Source organism: Chryseobacterium sp. CH25, assembly GCF_004119455.1.
Classification (GTDB): Bacteria; Bacteroidota; Bacteroidia; order Flavobacteriales; family Weeksellaceae; genus Chryseobacterium.
This window is the reverse complement of sequence record NZ_NRQT01000003.1, coordinates 206,932-225,438: the sequence shown is the minus strand read 5'-3', so window position 1 is coordinate 225,438 and position 18,507 is coordinate 206,932. Positions and strand designations below refer to the sequence as shown.

The 18,507-nt window shown below is 35.1% G+C and carries 16 protein-coding genes and 2 pseudogenes; 3 read left to right on the top strand and 15 right to left on the bottom strand.

What is annotated here, in order from left to right; translation table 11 throughout:
- The first annotated feature begins 1 nt into the window (after position 1).
- From BOQ64_RS09205 to BOQ64_RS09195, 3 genes and pseudogenes are all read left to right on the top strand, one after another.
- Positions 2–940: a hypothetical protein gene (locus BOQ64_RS09205; RefSeq protein ID WP_129057819.1), complete on the top strand. Its 939-nt coding sequence runs from the start codon at positions 2–4 to the stop codon at positions 938–940.
- Positions 941–1,263: 323 nt separating this feature from the next.
- Positions 1,264–2,695 (top strand): annotated as a pseudogene (locus tag BOQ64_RS09200) (MBOAT family O-acyltransferase).
- Positions 2,670–3,614 (top strand): SGNH/GDSL hydrolase family protein, encoded by a 945-nt coding sequence (locus tag BOQ64_RS09195; RefSeq protein ID WP_129057818.1) that lies wholly within the window; start codon positions 2,670–2,672, stop codon positions 3,612–3,614. The pseudogene BOQ64_RS09200 and the gene BOQ64_RS09195 overlap by 26 nt, the downstream one beginning before the upstream one ends.
- A gap of 83 nt (positions 3,615–3,697) precedes the next feature.
- On the opposite strand, the gene BOQ64_RS09190 is transcribed toward BOQ64_RS09195, so the two are convergent.
- The 15 genes and pseudogenes from BOQ64_RS09190 to BOQ64_RS09115 all read right to left on the bottom strand — a co-directional run bounded on the left by BOQ64_RS09190 (position 3,698) and on the right by BOQ64_RS09115 (position 18,450).
- On the bottom strand, positions 3,698–4,558 hold the full coding sequence (locus tag BOQ64_RS09190) for a glycosyltransferase family 2 protein (protein ID WP_228448284.1): 861 nt from the start codon (positions 4,556–4,558) through the stop codon (positions 3,698–3,700).
- Between the two features lie 233 nt (positions 4,559–4,791).
- The gene (locus tag BOQ64_RS09185) at positions 4,792–5,736 is read right to left on the bottom strand and encodes a glycosyltransferase family 2 protein (RefSeq protein ID WP_129057817.1); all 945 of its coding nucleotides are present in this window, start codon (positions 5,734–5,736) and stop codon (positions 4,792–4,794) included.
- Between the two features lie 307 nt (positions 5,737–6,043).
- Entirely contained in the window at positions 6,044–6,943 is a 900-nt protein-coding gene (locus tag BOQ64_RS09180; RefSeq protein WP_228448283.1) for a glycosyltransferase family 2 protein, read from the bottom strand.
- Between the two features lie 2 nt (positions 6,944–6,945).
- A complete protein-coding gene (locus BOQ64_RS09175) occupies positions 6,946–7,881 on the bottom strand; it encodes a glycosyltransferase family 2 protein (protein ID WP_129057816.1) in 936 nt (311 codons plus the stop codon).
- 4 nt (positions 7,882–7,885) lie between these two features.
- On the bottom strand, positions 7,886–8,704 hold the full coding sequence (locus BOQ64_RS09170; RefSeq protein ID WP_129057815.1) for an FkbM family methyltransferase: 819 nt from the start codon (positions 8,702–8,704) through the stop codon (positions 7,886–7,888).
- Between the two features lie 45 nt (positions 8,705–8,749).
- A complete protein-coding gene (asnB, locus tag BOQ64_RS09165) occupies positions 8,750–10,546 on the bottom strand; it encodes an asparagine synthase (glutamine-hydrolyzing) (protein ID WP_129057814.1) in 1,797 nt (598 codons plus the stop codon).
- A 46-nt stretch (positions 10,547–10,592) separates the two neighbouring features.
- Positions 10,593–11,516 carry a glycosyltransferase family 2 protein gene (locus BOQ64_RS09160; RefSeq protein WP_129057813.1) on the bottom strand — a complete coding sequence of 308 codons (924 nt, stop codon included), beginning with the start codon at positions 11,514–11,516 and terminating at the stop codon, positions 10,593–10,595.
- Between the two features lie 47 nt (positions 11,517–11,563).
- Positions 11,564–12,697 carry a hypothetical protein gene (locus BOQ64_RS09155; RefSeq protein WP_129057812.1) on the bottom strand — a complete coding sequence of 378 codons (1,134 nt, stop codon included), beginning with the start codon at positions 12,695–12,697 and terminating at the stop codon, positions 11,564–11,566.
- Positions 12,698–12,730: 33 nt separating this feature from the next.
- A complete protein-coding gene (locus tag BOQ64_RS09150) occupies positions 12,731–13,249 on the bottom strand; it encodes a hypothetical protein (RefSeq protein WP_129059692.1) in 519 nt (172 codons plus the stop codon).
- A gap of 14 nt (positions 13,250–13,263) precedes the next feature.
- On the bottom strand, positions 13,264–13,854 hold the full coding sequence (locus BOQ64_RS09145; RefSeq protein ID WP_129059691.1) for a hypothetical protein: 591 nt from the start codon (positions 13,852–13,854) through the stop codon (positions 13,264–13,266).
- A pseudogene (locus tag BOQ64_RS09140) lies at positions 13,855–14,951 on the bottom strand (acyltransferase family protein).
- A gap of 102 nt (positions 14,952–15,053) precedes the next feature.
- Positions 15,054–16,019 carry a hypothetical protein gene (locus tag BOQ64_RS09130; RefSeq protein ID WP_129057807.1) on the bottom strand — a complete coding sequence of 322 codons (966 nt, stop codon included), beginning with the start codon at positions 16,017–16,019 and terminating at the stop codon, positions 15,054–15,056.
- 9 nt (positions 16,020–16,028) lie between these two features.
- A complete protein-coding gene (locus BOQ64_RS09125; RefSeq protein ID WP_129057806.1) occupies positions 16,029–16,817 on the bottom strand; it encodes a glycosyltransferase family 2 protein in 789 nt (262 codons plus the stop codon).
- Positions 16,818–16,829: 12 nt separating this feature from the next.
- Positions 16,830–17,780, bottom strand: a complete 951-nt coding sequence (locus tag BOQ64_RS09120) for a glycosyltransferase family 2 protein (RefSeq protein WP_129057805.1) — start codon at positions 17,778–17,780, stop codon at positions 16,830–16,832.
- Position 17,781: 1 nt separating this feature from the next.
- The gene (locus BOQ64_RS09115; RefSeq protein WP_129057804.1) at positions 17,782–18,450 is read right to left on the bottom strand and encodes a hypothetical protein; all 669 of its coding nucleotides are present in this window, start codon (positions 18,448–18,450) and stop codon (positions 17,782–17,784) included.
- Positions 18,451–18,507 lie beyond the last annotated feature (57 nt).

Below are 18,507 nucleotides of genomic sequence, written 5' to 3'. Positions count from 1 at the left end.
TATGAAAAAATCTATTCTAAAGTTAGCTGTATTTTCTGTTCTTCCGTTGTTGGTTATAATCATGGCGGTATATTATTTGGGACACAATACAAATGACTTTTATAAAAGATTCACCTCTCCAAGGCAGAATTCTTTTATATTGGGGAGCTCTAGGGCTGGGCTGATGGATCCTGCGGTTATAGACAGCATCTTACATCAGAAATTTCCCAATACGAGAATGTATAACTATTCCTTTACCTGGGCACATTCTCCCTATGGACCTAAATATCTGGAATCTATTGAGAAAAAAATAAAACCGGAAACAAAAGACGGTGTTTTTATTGTTACTGTGGAGCCTACGGCTTTAATGGTTGATAAAAAGAAACCTGACAGCCCTGAATTTTATATTGAAAATGATAAAAGTGTTGGTAAAACCTCAATGGTTGCTGTAAACCCTAACCTTGAATATCTGTTTGAAAGTTATGAACCCTCCATTACCAATGAGTTCAATAAAAAAATAATTCCACCTAAAAATGAAGTAGGAACTTCTACTATTTTGGATAATGGCAGATATTATGTGAAAATTATCAAAAAGACAGCTCCTGAAAAGCAGCAGATGTCCAACAAAAAAAATATGAAGATCCTTCAGGAAAGAATAGATGGCTTGAAGATATCTGAAAACAGAATTCTTTATCTTGAAAAAACGGTAGAATTTCTCAGTCAGCACGGTAAAGTGATTATTGTAAGAATGCCGGTTAATAAAGAGCCCTACTCAATAGAAGATAAAGCATTTCCTGATTTTGATACTCGTATGAAAGCTGTTGCCTTGAAAGCAAAGGTACCTTATATCAATTATAATATATTGGAGAATCAATATCAATGGATGGATGAGGTACACCTGGATGAAAAATCAATAGAGGCATTTTCAGCAACGGTGGCCAGGGATATTCTGACCCATTGATGGTAAAGTTTTTTAATGTAACCTTAAAGATTAAAGAATAGAATTTATAAAGGTTTTGTTAAAAGAATTGTAGATTTATTAGCTTAAATCATTTATTTTTAATTTTTGAAATGTCCCCTTAAAAATTAAAATAAGAATAGAAGAAAATTATGTAATCCAAAACACACCCAATGATTGAAATAACAAATGTTCCGCCGAAAGTGAAGAGTGTTTTCTCAGGAAAAGACTCTGTATTTATATTGTTTTATAACAAGCATAAGATAGAGGCTGAATTGATAAAGACTGGGAGAGGCATAACCCTTATTAACTTCTAAACACAGGCGATGTTATTCAATTCAATAGGATTTCTTATTTTTTACCAATAGTATTTTGTCTCTATTGGTTTGTTTTCAACAGAAAATTTCAGGAGCAGAACCGTCTGTTACTGTTGGCCAGTTTTTATTTTTATGCCTGCTGGGATTGGAGATTCCTGTTTTTACTGATGTTTTCCATAGGTCTTGATTATGTATCAGGAATTAAAATTGAGAACAGTAAAACGAACCGGGAAGCTAAAACCTGGCTTACATTAAGTATTGTTATTAATCTGGGTTTTCTGGGCTTCTTCAAATATTATAATTTCTTTGTTGAGAGCTTTGCAGACCTTCTTGGAGGTTTTGGCTTTAAAGTCAATGTCTGGCTTCTCAATATCATACTTCCGGTAGGAATCTCATTTTATACTTTTCATGGTCTTTCCTATGTGATTGATGTCTATAAAAAAAGAATAAAGGCAGAACGAAGTTTTACAGACTATGCTGTTTTTGTAAGCTATTTCCCTCTTCTTGTGGCGGGGCCAATAGAAAGGGCTACCCATCTTTTACCTCAGATACAGCGGGAGAGAATATTCAATTATGAACAGGCTGTGGATGGATTGCGGCAGATCCTGTGGGGCTTTTTCAAAAAATGGTAATTGCTGATAACTGTGCACCATTGGTGAATGAAATCTTTAATAATTACCAAACAGAGAGCCCTGGAAATTTAGCTATAGGAGCTGTATTATTTGCTTTCCAGATCTATGGGGATTTTTCGGGATATTCAGATATAGCCCTGGGAGTTTCGAGATTATTTGGAATAGAACTGTTGAAAAATTTTGCATTTCCTTATTTTTCCAGAGATATTGCTGAATTCTGGAGAAGATGGCATATTTCACTTTCCTCATGGTTCAGAGATTATCTGTATATTCCGTTAGGTGGAAGCAAAGGAGGTCTTTCTATGAAGATCAGGAATACATTTATTATTTTCCTGGTTTCAGGATTCTGGCATGGGGCAAACTGGACATTTATGATTTGGGGTGGTTTAAATGCGCTCTATTTTATGCCTTTGCTGATTATGAATAAAAATCGTCAGAATATGGAGATCGCTGCTCAGGGGAAATTTTTCCCGTCTTTTAGAGAGTGCGGTCAAATTCTGATTACTTTTTTGGTCACCTGTTTTGCATGGATTTTCTTCAGGGCAGAATCGGTAGCTCAGGCGATTCATTATATCGGCAGGATCTTCAGCCGTGAACTGCTTTCTATTCCTCATCCATTGCCAATAAAGGTATTGGCTCTCATTGGATTTATGCTGATGATAGAATGGATGAACAGGGAAAAATTCCACGGGTTGAAAATTGAAAGGTTTAACCCATGGGTGAGGCGTGTCTTCTATCTTGTTGTCATTTATCTTATTCTCCGTTATGCCAACTTCGGGAATAATGAATTTATTTATTTTCAGTTTTAGCATGAAGAAGTTTTTAATTAAAATAGTGCCTTATTTTGTTGCAGTACTTATTGTGCTGGCAATACTGGGATCTTATGCAGATGGCAATACAGATGATAACTACATGCATTTTGCAGTGAAAAAACCGCAGAATATAATATTGGGAGATTCCCGAGGGTCCCAAGGAGTAGTTCCTGCCACTCTTAAAAATAAACTTTCTGCCAATTTTGATAATTTTTCTTTGAATATTGTAGAATCACCTTATGGCCAGATTTATTTTAAAGCATTAAAAAGAAAGCTAGATCCTGATACCAAAAATGGTATGTTTATCCTAACGGTAAGTCCATGGAATCTGTCATTAAATAAGCAGATCAAAAACAAAAAGGATTTTCCTGAAGAGCATTCTCCACTGAATGATATGTACTTTTATGACAGATCTCCCAATTATGAATATCTGCTGAAACATTATACCAGAAGTTGGTTTAAAATTTACACTGAAAGAGCAGAGGCGGAGAAATCCAATACTTTTCTTCATGCTGATGGCTGGCTGGAAGTCAATATAAACATGCATAAAGACTCTGTAGCAGTCCGAACAAATAAAAAAGAAGAGTTTTACAGAGATTTGGCTAATACAGTAGCGCTTTCACCGGAACGTCTCACTGCTATGAACGAAATGATTAATTATCTTCGGACAAAAGGGAAGGTTTATCTGGTTCGTCTTCCAACATCGAAAAGTCTGACAGATATAGAACATAACAAATACCCTCATTTTAATAAATTATTGAGAGATATAGCAAGAAAACAGAATGTAAAATTCTTTGATTTCTCAGGTAATTATGCAGAGTATGATTACACGGATGGTAATCATTTGTATAAAGAGTCAAGCAGGAAAATTTCTGCCCGCATTGCAGACTCTATTATGGCAAACAGGGGAAAATAAACTTTAAAATAAGTTATTTCTGAAGTTAATATTATAGATCCCGGACCGGATACTTCTGTAATCCGTTATAAGATATTTAAGAATCATTCCCCATTTTTTGAAGTAGTGGTATTGGCAATCTGAAAACTGCGATACATTCTTTTAATATGAAGTTTTATATGATCAGGAATTGTAGCTTCATTCTCAGCCCATGCATCTACCTCTTTCCATAAAAGAACACGGGTAATGGCTGGGTTTACTTTTTTAGAATCCACTTTTGTAATTCTATTATCTTCATGTACACCTCTTACCGCAATGGCTTTATCTAAAATTCCGGGATAGAGTTTGAGATAATAAGAAAGTCTTAATAAAAATTCTGTGTCCTGATGTAGTCTTAAGCTGGCTTTAAACATTGGGTCCATTTTTTTTATTAAAGAATCCCTGCGGATTGTTAAAGCATCAATACTGAACAGTCCAAAGCTTCCCAACATATAGATCTGCCCCGGGAAAACATCTTCAGGTTCATGTCTTTTATAAACAGTAGTTAAACGGTCTCCAAATAAAGAATAATATTGGGCTTTTGCTTTTTCAGTGTAATAATGTACCCCAAGAGCTCCATAAACGCCTTCTACTTCAGGTTTTTTGAAGAGTTCTTTTTCAGCATCAAATCGGTTAGGAAGAAAATAATCATCTGCATCCAGAAAAGAGATAAAATCGCCTGTAGCTTTTTCTATTCCCAAATTCCTTGTAGGACCTGCACCATGATTTCCTTTATCGGGATGCTGATAAAGTTTTACTCTCTCATGTTTTTCGGCAAGCTGTTTACATACCTCTAATGCCTGATCCGGAGATTTATCTTCTACCAGAATAATTTCACAGACTTCATCAAACTGTAGAGCAGATTCCACCGCCTGGGAAACATATTTTTCAGCATTGTAAACGGGAATGATTACTGAGATTTTCATTTTTTGAGTCACTTAATTTTTTATATCATTTGTGTGGTAAAAGCATTGCAATATAATTAATTATAAAGACTTATATATAATTTTTTTACACAAAAAAACAGAACAGCTTTTTATTAAAAAACTGCTTCAAAAAGTTTGCCGAATGAAGTGTTCTCAGGATGCTTTAATAGAATATCTGCAACAATTTTTCTGATTGTTGTATTTTACTTAATGCGTAAATTCAGGGTTATGGTTTAAGAGATTAATGAATGGCGGAAATTGATGTTGTATAAACCGGATCTTATGCTTTTATAATCGGTAAAGAAGTATTTGATAATCATTCCCCATCTTTTCAGGAATGGAGCCTTTGCAATTTCAAAACTTCTGTGCATTCTTTTAATATGAATTCTGACATCTTCAGAAATGCTGTTTTCAGTCTGGGACCAAAGATCTACCTCTTTCCAGAGTATTGCCCGGGATACGGCAGGATTTATGACACGCAGATCTACTTTGGTTATTCTGTTATTTTCATGCACCCCTCTTACAGCTATAGCTTCCTCCAGAATTCCGGGATACAGATCCAGATAATAAGAAAGACGGAATAGGAATTCCGTATCTTCATGAAGCCTTAAATGGGCTTTAAACAGAGGTTGTACTTTGTTCATTAAAGACTCTTTGCGCACCGTTAAAGTATCAATACTGAAGAGTCCAAAAGTTCCCAGCATATGAAGCTGACCAGGGAAAACATCTTTTGGAGCATATTTTTTATAAACTGTAGTCAGCCTGTCTCCAAATAACTGATAATACTGCTCTTTTGCTTTCTGGGAATAATAGTGTACGCCAAGAGCTCCGTAAACTCCTTCTACTTTGGGGTCTTTAAACAATTCCTTTTCAGCATCAAACCTATTGGGTAGGAAATAGTCGTCTGCGTCAAGAAAGGCAATAAAATCACCGGTTGATTTTTCAATTCCCAAATTCCTACTTGGGCCTGCTCCGTGATTTTTTTTGTCCGGATGTTGGTAAAGTTTTACTTTTTCATGTTTTTCGGCTAGCTGCTGACATACCTGTAATGCATTGTCCGGGGACTGATCTTCAATTAGAATAATTTCGTGCACTTCATCAAACTGAAGAACAGAGTCTACTGCCTGGGAAACATACTTTTCTGCATTATAAACGGGAATAACTACTGAGATCCTCATTTCTTCTCCTTTTTACAACAAATTTAGAATTACAATTGCGTTTTATTAGTACCTTTTGAATTCGAAATTTAAGCTTTTAATTTTATTTTAAGGCAGTAAGATTTCGTTTTTTTCCATAAAATGAGATTTAACATCGTAGAAGTAACTACAGCAGTGATTTTTGTAGAAAATATTTTTTTTTAAAGATGAAAAATAATATAAATCCTTCTTTATGGGAATTATTTTTGCTGAATTTTACCTGAATAATAGGGGAGAAAAGCTCTAATATATTATTATGAGTGAGAATAAGTGAATCTGTATTTTGTTCTTAATATATTGGGATTTTTAAAAACAGCTGCCAACAATCCCATGGTTTTTGAAACTCCTTTTTTCCTGAAAGTTCAAATGCTTTTTTCTGAAGATAGATGTGCTGTGCTACATCCGTTTCAAGAGATAAAGTATTCGCCCATTCGTAGAGGGAATTCCAGAAAAGAAACTGGCGTTGGTTATATTGTGGAGTATATTTTACAATTTTTGTGATCCGGTTGTCATCATGCATTCCTCTCATGGCTACAGGAAGATCTATAATACCGGATTTCAGATGACACAGATGGGCCAGTTTGATGATAAAATCTGAATCCTGATGAAGACGAAGACTATCATTAAATCTTAATTTTTTAGATTCAAGAGAATGTCTTCTGACGGTAAGGGCATCTAAAGTGAAAAATGAACCAAAAGCTTTAGGGGTAAGCCCTAAAAGACCTCTGAAGACCTCATGGCCCTCTGCTGCATAGTTAACGGTGAGTAGTTCACTGTCATTAATATTGGACATGAATTCCTGTTTTCCTTTTTCAGTAAGATATTCTGTACCGATGGCATTAAAAACCCCATCTATTTTCGGATCTTCAAAAAGTTCTTTTTCAGCGGTAAATCTATTGGGCAGAAAATAATCATCAGCATCCAGAAATGCAATGAAATCTCCGGTTGCTTTATTCAGTCCCAGATTTCTGCTGGCACCGGCTCCGTGATTCCCCAAATCAGGATGTTGGAACAGTTTTACTCTATTATATTTTTGAACCAATTCACGGCACACCTGGAGAGCATTATCCGGAGAATGGTCCTCTACCAGAATTACTTCATAGACTTCATCAAATTGTAAGGCTGATTCTACAGCTTTTGATACATATTTTTCTGCGTTGTATACAGGAATAATTACAGAGATCCTCATTTTCATCTATTGTAGTAAGTAAAACGGTATTTTGTCTTTAATATTTCAGGGTTTTTCAGAGCTTCTTTTAAAATATTACAGTATTTGATGAGACCTTTTTTTAGAGAAAGATCAAATGATTTATAGATTAAATAAATTCTTTTTCCGGCTTCTTCCGGAACCTGATGGGAAACAGCCCATTCATTCAGGGATTTCCATAACAGAAACTGTCTTTGGTTGTATTGTGGAGAGTATTTTACAATTTTCGTGATTCTGTTATCATCATGAATTCCTCTCATGGCAACAGCTTCTGTAATATTACCGGTTTTTAAGTAACAATGATAAGCCAGTTTGATGATGAAATCTGTATCCTGATGTACCCGAAGATCCTTATTGAACTGGATATGATGTGCTGCCAGAGCAGTTTTTCTTATCGTAAGAGAATTGAGATGAAAAGAAGTACCGAAAACTTTAGGTGTTATACTTAAAAGCCCTTTAAACACTTCTTCTCCCTCAGCAGGGTAATGAACTGTGCTGAGAGATACTTCTTTAAATTTGGACTGAAATTCTTCTTTTCCTTTTTCTGTTAAATATTCTGTACCAATAGCATTGAACACTCCTTCTACCTTCGGATCTTTGAAAAGTTTTTTTTCAGAATCAAATCGGTTCGGCAGGTAATGATCATCTGCATCAAGAAAGGCAATAAAATCTCCTGTTGCTTTTTCTATTCCCAGATTTCTGCTGGCACCGGCCCCATGATTTCCCTGGTCCGGATGCTGGAAAAGTTTTATTCTGCTGTGTTGCAGAGCAAGTTCACGACATATCTGAAGAGCATTATCCGGTGATTGGTCTTCCACTAAAATTATTTCATAAACTTCATCAAGCTGTAAGGCAGATTCTACCGCTTTAGAAATATATTTTTCTGCATTGTATACGGGGATAATCACTGAAATCTTCATGAACCTAAAGGGGCGTAATAATTAAGTTATCATTAACGAACAGTTCCTGGCTGACTGTGAAGAAGTCTTTTTTATGTACTCTGCTGTATACTTTGAAATTATGATCAAAAAAGAACTGAAGCAGATCTTTAGAAGTATGATCACCCTGCTCATCAATGGCAGCCGGACAAAATTCCATAAAGAAAACAGGTCTGTTTTTTAGGAAAATGTCCTGGTTTTCTAAAATAACAACGGCTTCGTATCCTTCAACGTCCATTTTTACAACATCAAACTTTGCATCAGATATCATTTTTTTCAAAGGCTCTATCTGTACGTTGATTAATTTTTTTCCAGGATTTTTGGTTTCAATAAAAGAACTCATTCCTGCGTGCCCTGCAACATAGTTAAATGATTTTACAGCAGAGGCACCTCCAATGGCGGTATTGAAAAGCTTAATGTTTTGATAATTATTTTTTTTAATGCTCTCGTTAAATTCATGATATACATCCGGAATAGGTTCAAATGAATAAATCTGTTTGCAGTACGGAGCTAAAAGTAGACTGTGCTGGCCAATATTGGCCCCTATATCCAGTAATACCTTGTCTTTGGTAAGAACAGATCTTATATCATCTATGATGTATTTTTCATAAATACCGTTTTCAAAGATATAGAGATCAACAAATCCAAATTTTTTATTAAGATAAATCTTGGTTTTTCTATTGTTATAATGAATTGTAAAGAGCTTACGACTATCAAGATACGAAATGTTCAGCTTTCTTTTTATAAAGCTGATTGGCGTTTCTTTAAATAATATGCTCTGAAGAGATTTTAAATAATTAGGCATATAATTTTTTTTGGCTTTGTGTTTAAAGATATAAATATAATAGATTTACAAATATGATTTATTATTGTCAGCCCATAAGGCAAGCTGTAAAAGATTCCAATGTCTTTCATCTTTGTCCAGGAAATTCTGAGCCGCTTTAAAATCAATGAAATTAAATACCTTATGATTTGGATCTTTTAACAAGTCGTTTGAAAAATTCATCAGATTATCTTCTGCAAACCAGCTTTTTACTCCAAGACCAAATCCCTGTTTATGACGTGCTCTGATGGTTTCTGTCCAATAAGAACCCATTGCTTCACGAAGGATGATTTTATCATTGCTGTCATTCAGTTTGAGCTGATCCGGTAATTGGATGCAGAATTCTGCAAAGTCCAGATCAAGGAATGGAGTTCTCACTTCCAGAGAATTAGCCATTGCCATTCGGTCGGATTTCACCATCATATTAGCCGGGACATAGTTTTCCAGATCTACTCTCATAATATCATTAAGGGAATCCGGATTGGGAGTAAAGCTATAAGTCTGTAAATAATCTGAAGAAACCCCAAGGAGATCACGTTCTTTTTTGTTAAAGGCATTTCTTACATCATTCAGATGAAAATCCATAATAGATGAAAACTCTACATTCTTCCGGCTGAGGAATGAAGTAGGCTTCATTTGCTGGTATAATTTTAATCCGAATTGGGCAATGATATTTTTATAGCTGAAATGTTTTTTTAATTTATTTTCAACGGTATAGAAATGATACCCGCCGAACAGTTCATCTCCTACATCTCCGGATAATACAACTGTAAGGTTCTTTCTGGCTGCTCTGCAAATCTCATAGTGAGGGATAAATGAGGCATCTGCAAAAGGTTCGTCAAAGAAAGGAGATATTTTCAGTAAAGAAGTAACAAGGTCAGATTTCTTCTCGTGAACTTCAATATGATTGGTTTTGTACTTATCGGCAATTTCTTTGGCATATTTCAGTTCATTGTCTTTGTGATCATATCCAAAGCTGATGGTCGTCTGATGAGGTAAAAATTCATCTACTAAAGCTACCACGGATGAGGAGTCTAATCCACCACTCAGAAAGCTTCCTACTTCTACATCTGCAATAAGCTGTTTTTTCACTGCATTTTTTAACAGGTACAGAAATTCTTCCTTAGCATTGGAAAGGCTTATGACTCTGTCTTTGGCCGGTAAGCTGTAATAACGGGAAACTGTAAACTTTCCGTCTTTCCAGATCAGTTGATGTGCAGGGGGAAGTGTATAAATATTACTGTAAATACTCTGGTGAGAACTTACGTATCCATATTGAAGGTAGTGGGAGAGTGCCTGGGAACTTACTTTCGGCTGAATAAGTCCTGAAGCTAAAATGGCTTTGATTTCAGATGCAAAAATAAATTCATTGTTTTTACCAATGGCATAATAGAACGGCTTTTCTCCAAAGCGGTCTCTGGCACAGAATAGCTGTTGCTTCTGTTCATCCCAAATAGCAAATGCAAACATTCCCGGAAGATCATGGATGAGGTTTTCCTGTTTTCTCTGATACATGGCAAGAATAACTTCTGTATCAGAACCTCCATGATAAGGATATTCTGCATATTGTCTTTTGATGTCCTGATAACCATAGATCTCTCCATTAAGTACAATACATTCATTCCTGGTATTGGAGAACATAGGCTGCTTTCCATTGTCAGACAAGTCTATAATGGAAAGTCGGCGGTGGCCCAGTGCAGCATTTTCATAAAATTCATAGTGGGAAGAATCCGGGCCACGATGAACCAAAGAATCTGTCATCTTTCGGATTTCCTCCTGGTAATTTCTGGCATTACTGCTTATAATTCCCGCTATTCCACACATAATATATTATTTTTCATCATTAATTTTCAACTTTTGTAGAGCTAATTTACGACAGATTCAGAAAACTGGGTCCCGATTGAATCAATTGATTTCGTAAACTTTTTAATTGTTCACTGTCTCTTGCAATTTTTTTATACTTCAGAGAGAGCTCATTGTATCGGGTAAAATTTCCTGTTATAAAATTTTTAAGCATGCTCTGTTTTAAAGATTTCTTTTCCTGCTGTAGGGCATTTGGAAAAGCCGGATTCAGGGTGTTGATCTCTACACGCACGTCTTCGTATTTTGTGAAATCTATTTTATGGAGTAGCTGTACCCCGTCATGAACCACTTTACTGCCCGGAACGAGGAGGACTTTCTTTTGGTGAAAATGAATTCTGTTAACATATTCATCATCTTCTCCATAATGGAAGAAATAAGGATTAAATCCGCCAATGGTTTCTATTGTTTTTTTGGGTAACAGCCAGTGTGCCGCATTTACAAAATGAATTTCATAGTAGGGTTTTAAAGTCTGAAAATACAGATCAGAAATCATTCTTGTCTTTTCATAATTCTTGGCGATATACTGATCCAGAAAGATATCAAGATATTTTTCTGATCCATCAATATGAATGGGACTTATAATGCCAATTTCTTCTTTATTGGGATGGCTGTTATATACTTCAAGCATCTTTTCCATACTGTTTTCATAGAGCCATGCATCCTGATTCATAAGATAGAAAAAATCTGCTCCAGCTTTGTATGCCTTCTCTATGCCTATATTATTGGCCTTTCCAAATCCAAGATTGGATTCGGATTGAGTAAAATCTACTTCAGGGAAATGTTTTTTTATGTATTCCTGGGTTCCATCTGTAGATCCGTTGTCTATTACAATGCATTTTACAGGAACAGATGATTTCCTTAAACTGGTAAAGCACCGTTCGGCCCATTTCATGGCGTTGTAGGTTACAATGATAATGTGAATATCAGGCATTTTTTACTTCAATATTTTTGTTCCGGATTAATGAATGTCTCATCATCTTATAACAAATTCGTGATTCTAAAATACAAAAAATAGTAGATTTGCTTCAGAAAGCTATCAAACTGAGGGAAAGTTAAGAATCCCTGTGTTATCAGCATCATTCTCCAGGAAAGATTAAACAAAATTAATATTACAGCAATAATTTCCTGTTTCCTGCTCAGAACAGCTCTTGGTTCTGTAGCAATGTAAATCGTTAAAAGGGTAAAGAAAATATTCACCCATCTTCCCCAGTCTACTGCCAGATAGAACAATGGAATTAAAAACAGGATCTGTACTATAAGAAACAGAGCATTGATTTTAATTTGATTGAATTTACAATATATATAAACAGTTAATGCCCCTAGCAGTATGCTTATTCCATAGGTTTGATAATCATAAAAATGAGATATGTAAACCCCAATCACATCATAGTTGGGATCATAATCAAAAATTCCCATCTCTTCAAGTACCAGGCCGTGGGCTTTAAAAAACTCTATGGTATTTTCTGTTCTTAAGCTGATCCCGAACTTATAAAGTAGGACCATGATAATTGCCCCTGGCAGAAGTTGATAAAGTATTATTTTTTTGATTTTATCAAATGCAGATCCTTCATTTTTTGTGAAATAGGCTAATCCTACAAACGGTAAATAAAAGAAAGCTGCCTCATGCGTTAAAAGGGTAATGATGATAAAAACAGTTATCGTAATATCTTTAATAATAACCTTTGACCTCAGGCATAAAATATAAACAAGATAGAGGAAGAAAAACATCATTTCCTTTCTGGTAGCAATATTGGGATCTTTTACCATCATTCCGAACCCTACAGGAAGTAGGAGTAAGGCTATGACCATAATATTGTTTTTTTCTTTCCAGAAAAGTTTTACCAAAAGATAGAAAATAGCGGTATACAGTAAGAATACAAAGGCAAATACGATATATTCAAGCTTAATATGGGTAATCTCATTAATCCACATGAATAGAGTTCCGAAAAGTCCTCTGCGTTTAAATCCTCCGTCCTGGTAATTGATGATCCAGTCACCAAAACACCAACCTCCTTTTTTTACTATAATAAGGGTATAAGAGGTTGCAATACTTACACAGTAGTAAATGAGAAATACTATACCAATAATGTAATTAATTATTTTCGTTTTCATACACGTTATCTAAACAGAGGTTGAAACTCTATTTTAAAAAAGTTTAAAATAAATAAAGTAATACAGTTTTTTTATAATTGAATCAATAACCGGAAAGGTAAGGAAGCCTGCTGTAAAAAGCAGCATTCTCCATAATGAATTGAATGCAATCAATAGTATTGCAGTAATATCTTTCTTCAGGGTGCTTACCAATTGCTGTTCACCGGCAATAAAGATGGTTAGCAGTGTAAAGAAAATGTTGATCCATCTTCCCCAGTCATAAGCAATATAAAAGAGAGGAATAAGGAAAACGACCTGTACAGCGAGAAATTTTTTACTGATGCTGATTTTGTTTGATCTGCAATAGATATAAAAGGTTGCTGATGCAAAAAATAAACTGATGAGGTAGGTAAGATAACCATACATGTGTGCTTTATAGAAGTTCAGGACATTATAATGCGGATCATATCCATAGATTCCTTTAAGCACTAATGTTAACCCATGTTCCTGCAGAAACTGAATGGAGTTGGCTGTACTTATACTGTACCCGAACTGATAAAGCAACAGCATCACAACAGTAGCAGGTGCTAAATGATAGAGCAGTATTTTTTTATTTTAGTAAAAGATGGTGCATTGTCTTTAATAAAATAGGTAAAGCTTACAAATGGGATATAGAAATAGGCTGCTTCATGATTAAGAATCGCAATAATAATAAAAATGCTGACTACAATATCTTTTACCTTTTTTTGAGCTTCAAGTCTTAGGAAGTAGATCAGATACAGCAGGAAAATCAGGATTTCCTTTTTGGCAATAATGGTAGGGTCTTTCAACAGCATTCCTAATCCTGCGGGAAGTAGTATAATACTTATGGTAAGCAGTGTATTTTTCTTCTGCATGAAAAGCTGAATCAGCAGTGTGAAAAAGACAGAGTAGAGTATTGCTGTAAAAGCAAATACAAGGAACTCCAGCTTGATGTGGGTAAGTTCATTAAGGAAAATAAACAGACTTCCGAAAAGCCCTCTGCGCTTAAATCCACCATCCTGATAATTAATCAGCCATTCACCAAGATACCAGCCGTTTTTATGAAATACGAGCTGAAGGTAGCTGTTATAAATACAGATACAAAAGTAAATGAGAAATAGTAACCCGATTATATAGTTGACTGTTTTTGTTTTCATTTAATTAATCTTTTCTGAAAATTCTAAAGATGGAGACTGGCTTTTTTTATCTGATTTAAAACTAATACGATCTCTCAGTTTTGTGGTTGGAATCTCGAAATATTTATAAATAAGGAAGGCTCCAAAGAGAGAGGCTCCCCAATAAAATGCATTCTTCAGAATATAGGCTTCTAAATAATCTCCGGCAAATATGAAGGAAAATATATGGTCTATCAATAACTTTTTAATTAATGAATAATGAATCAGATATAAAGAATAGGAAATTAAACTTATATAAGTGATCGCTGTAGCAATGAGATTGTATTTTTTTAAAGTATACTGGCTCATTAAGGGTAAAAGACAAAATATGGCTGTACAGAAAAGCGGATAAAAAATATTAACGTAGTAAAAACTGTTGATATCGGGATAGGTATAGGAGAGCACTTTCCATATGGATACCAGAACAATCCCGGCAATAAAAAACTGATATTTATACTTCTTCCAGAAATCCTGATAGTAATAGCTGATATAGGCACCAATTACCCCATACATAAGGTTATCAATTCTCATAATAACAACACGACGGTAATCTATCATTTCGTACAGCTGCCCATTTCGGTACATATAATATCTGAGAAATGTATAAAACAACAGTAAAAGTACAGATACAATAAGTAATGATTTTTTGAACTTGATTTTAAATATATTCACACAGCAGAAAAGAATGAGTGGAGTACTCAGATAGAACCATTCTTCTACAGAAAGACTCCATGATTCTCCAAAAAAGAAATCATTGACATGAAATAAGTTCTGGCAGAAAAATAAAAAAGGGAAAACCCCTTTAAGTGGAAATCCCCCTACAAAAAGTTTGCTTAACACCGCAAGAATCAATACAAACAGATAATAGTTCGGAAGGGTGCGAAACCACCTTCTTATCCAGAAATTGAAAAGTTCAGCTCTGCTGAATCCATTTTTTCTACAGATCTGATGATGATGTTTCCAATGAGAAAACCACTGAGAACAAAGAATATGCATACGCCATCAAAAATAAAATATTCTAAAAAAGTATATACAGATGGGGGAAGGAGAGTAGGAGTATGGCTTATCACCACAAACATAATGGCCAGCATTCTCAGAATATCCAGTCCGAATATCCGATGATGTCCCATGTCCAAGGTTAAAAATTTTTTATCTGCATGTGTTATTAATGAAATTGGTTATTAGTGATCTATGAAAACTTTTTTAAAGGTATCCATTACAGGATGAGGGAGAAATTTTTCATAGAGCTCCTTTGCGGATAAAGTGAGGTCTGCATCCAGGATAATATTTTGTAATTCCTTGCTGTCGTTATAATAATAAGCCTGATCTTTTAAATGAGTGATGTGAGCTTTTTCCGGTGGGTTGGCAAAAGCAATCACCGGTTTCCCCATAATTGCGAATTCTGCCACAGTTATTCCGAAGGTTTCTCCTCTTTCCCGTGCATGAAGCAAAGCATTACAGGTATTGATGAACTTCTGCTTCATAATGATATCAGAGCTTGGTGGAAGAAAGATAATGTTAGAAGGAACAGATTTCCACCATTTCTTTTTGATGAAGGGATCAACCCCCATAAAAATGAAATAAATGTCTTTATATTTTGAAGCTATCTTTTCAATAGTTTTTTGAGCAAAAAGTATATTGAAGCTGATATGGCCACCATAATACCCAAATACTTTTGCTTTTGGGGGAATATTAAGCTCTGCCCTCAAATCTTCATGGGTTTGAGAATCAAAATTAACCATATGAGGTACATAAGGATACTTTGAGCCGGTCATTTCCTGGCTCAGCCATTCAGAAACATAGGCATATACGTCTCCATGAGGTTCAAAATGTTTAAAAACGCTGTGGATTACAGATTTACATTCTTTGGTATCAATCCCATCAATATTTCCATTTTTGATTGCATAAAAAAGATCTATATTGTCTTCCCGAATAAGTTTATCAACCTCGCTGAAGTCTGAATAACCATGTACACGAAATCTTTTTTCAAATTTTTCAATTCCCAGTGGGTGATTGGTCTTTGAATTTTTATTGTATACAATGATAGATTCATTGCCCAGATATCTTTCGTTGAAATCTGCGTAATCATATACCGCGATAGAAGTCCCTCTGTAGTTGAGTTCATCCTCATGAAAAAGAATTTTCATCTTAAAATGTTATTTAAGTTTGTTTTTCAGTCTCCCAATGATTTTCTGAAGAATAGTTTTTTTAGCATATTTGGTAAGGTCATTATGCTTAAAAAGGCCTTCTCCCTGTGCGATTCTGAAGTTCTGTTTTACCCACCATGCCGCAATATTTCTTTCCAGTGAAGCCGTTTCTCCTGAAAAAGGAATAATGGTTTCCAGTAAAAAGCTTTTTCTGACAAGGTAAGGGTTATTAGTCCAGTTGGCCCAACGTGAGGTGGTAATAAAATACTCACCCTGTTTCTGTATTTTTTCAGGGAATTCCTTTGCAGGATCAAGCCAGTGAAGAGATTCCAGGAGATGAGGTGAAGTACACTCATGCCAGTCATCATAATAATTCAGCTCATTTCCTTTATGTCTGATGGAAATAAGAGGATAGCCCGGTGTATTTCTGCTTCGGTAACGGACTACATCAAAACCGTTGTTCAGCATTTCAAGACCGCTTTTAAGACGGGAAAATGCAGTTTTCTGATCTTCAACGAGTTCAAAATCATGTTCCAGAAAAAGAATGTTTTCGCAGGCTGCATTTTCTGCAAGCGTTTTCATTCCTTTCCCAATCCCGATATTATCTTTTAGGCCTATATACCTGATTTTATACTGATCCGCCAGTTTTTTATCGGATTCGCTTACTTCCTGAAAAAGAATAACGATATCATCAATCATATCCAGAAGACCATGCTTCCGATAGGATTTCAATGTGTTTCTTAATGTTTTCCCTGTTTTCCAGGAAAGAATGCAGATGCTTATGGGGAGTTTTTCCATATTCATTCTTATTTAAATATTCAGGAACGGATGTTCAGCTGTCATTGCTGTTTTTCTGGCTGTTTCAATTTCGTTAAATTTTCCGGAGAAATATTTATACTGCTCCATATAGAATTTATACTCACTGATATTTCTCTTGGCTCCCATTTTCAGGGCGAAAGAAAAGAGTGCTTTTTTCTCTCTTCTGCTGTCATAATTGTAATTGGGGTCAAGATATTTTGTTTCCCGCTGCATAATCATGGAAAGCCTTTTATTTTTCAACAGCTCCTCTTTATCTTTAGGTTCCTGTTTATAGAAGGATTGCACAGTATCGTGTACCACTTTACTTTTGGAACATACCACTATTTTAAGCCCGAAATAAGTGATTCTGTTTACATATTCATAATCTTCAGCACCATGGAAGAAATAAGGATTAAAACCACCTACTTTTTCGATAATACTTCTGGGAATACACCAGTGGGCGGCATTTACAAAACTAATTTCGTAGTGTGTCTTTGCTTCATCAAAATAGATGTCTGAAAGCATTCTGTTATTCCTGAGGTCTTTGGAAAGGTAGTTCTCAAAATGGAGATCAAGTTTTTTCTCACTTCCGTCAAGATGCATTGGGCTTAATATTCCGATTTGCTTCTGGTCCGGATACTGTTGATAAACATCCAGAATCTGTTGAAAACTGTCCGGATAGATCCAGGCATCCTGATTCATCAGATAAAAGAAACCAGCACCTTGTTTATAGGCTTTTTCAATTCCTAAATTATTGGCCTTTCCAAACCCTAGGTTTTCAGAAGACTGTATAAAATCTACTTCGGGAAAATGTTGTGTGATATATTCCTGTGTTCCATCAGTTGAGCCATTATCTATGGTAATGCATTTTACAGGAACTGAAGAATGTCTTAAGCTTGTAAAACATCTTTCCGCCCATTTCATGGCATTATAAGTAACAATAATAACATAAATACCGGCCATTTTAAATATACTTTTGGGTTAAGTTTTCCAGGTAGCTTTCCGGGCTTTTTCCTGAGAAAAAAGTCATGATGTCTTCATTAAAGTCTACTTTATAGAAATCTCCTTCATTGGTCTCCGTATAAAGTCCCTTTTTATCAGTTTCTTTTTCAATAGCACTAATGATTTCCTTCAAATCATAGTAATAAGGAAAGGAAAAATTAATGGCTTTATTATGGGCCTGCAAACCTTGAGATTCTACAAATCTGCAGATGTCTTCAATATCTAAAAGAAGTCTTCTGGCTTTAAGATGCAGGGTAAATTTATTCTGATTGGTAATCTGTGTTTTAAGAAAATTGAAAAGGGTATTTGGGTTTCCGCCTTTGCCTACAATATTGCCAATTCTCAGGATGAGGTAATGGTCCATATTATTTTCTATGTAGTGTTCAATTTCTTTTTTATGAATTACATAGGGGCTGTTTTGTTTGGATTGGTCATGGATGCTCAGGGTAGAAAAATAGATCAGTTTCTTTTCTCTGTTATTTTCATAGACCGTTTTTAAAAGAGAAAATTCTCTTTCAAATTCAGAAGTTCTGGTCTCCAGGGAATTGGATACTCCTGAAGCAAAAAAAACTATATCTTTTCTGTCATAAGATTTTACAGCATTTGCTATAATACCGTTGCCAATAATCATACCTTAGTTGTTTCATTAATTGTGTTAGAAGGGAACAATATTTCATATCTGAAAAAA

Coding starts and splice junctions, on each gene's coding strand:
- BOQ64_RS09160 (WP_129057813.1), bottom strand. CDS start 11,516: ATGCCTGATATTCACATTATCATTGTAACCTACAACGCCATGAAATGG.
- BOQ64_RS09145 (WP_129059691.1), bottom strand. CDS start 13,854: ATGAAAACAAAAACAGTCAACTATATAATCGGGTTACTATTTCTCATT.
- BOQ64_RS09175 (WP_129057816.1), bottom strand. CDS start 7,881: ATGAAGATTTCAGTGATTATCCCCGTATACAATGCAGAAAAATATATT.
- BOQ64_RS09125 (WP_129057806.1), bottom strand. CDS start 16,817: ATGGAAAAACTCCCCATAAGCATCTGCATTCTTTCCTGGAAAACAGGG.
- BOQ64_RS09180 (WP_228448283.1), bottom strand. CDS start 6,943: ATGAGGATCTCTGTAATTATTCCTGTATACAACGCAGAAAAATATGTA.
- BOQ64_RS09190 (WP_228448284.1), bottom strand. CDS start 4,558: ATGAAAATCTCAGTAATCATTCCCGTTTACAATGCTGAAAAATATGTT.
- BOQ64_RS09115 (WP_129057804.1), bottom strand. CDS start 18,450: ATGATTATTGGCAACGGTATTATAGCAAATGCTGTAAAATCTTATGAC.
- BOQ64_RS09155 (WP_129057812.1), bottom strand. CDS start 12,697: ATGAAAACGAAAATAATTAATTACATTATTGGTATAGTATTTCTCATT.
- BOQ64_RS09170 (WP_129057815.1), bottom strand. CDS start 8,704: ATGCCTAATTATTTAAAATCTCTTCAGAGCATATTATTTAAAGAAACG.
- BOQ64_RS09185 (WP_129057817.1), bottom strand. CDS start 5,736: ATGAGGATCTCAGTAGTTATTCCCGTTTATAATGCAGAAAAGTATGTT.
- asnB (WP_129057814.1), bottom strand. CDS start 10,546: ATGTGTGGAATAGCGGGAATTATAAGCAGTAATGCCAGAAATTACCAG.
- BOQ64_RS09120 (WP_129057805.1), bottom strand. CDS start 17,780: ATGGCCGGTATTTATGTTATTATTGTTACTTATAATGCCATGAAATGG.
- BOQ64_RS09130 (WP_129057807.1), bottom strand. CDS start 16,019: ATGAAAATTCTTTTTCATGAGGATGAACTCAACTACAGAGGGACTTCT.
- BOQ64_RS09195 (WP_129057818.1), top strand. CDS start 2,670: ATGAATTTATTTATTTTCAGTTTTAGCATGAAGAAGTTTTTAATTAAA.
- BOQ64_RS09205 (WP_129057819.1), top strand. CDS start 2: ATGAAAAAATCTATTCTAAAGTTAGCTGTATTTTCTGTTCTTCCGTTG.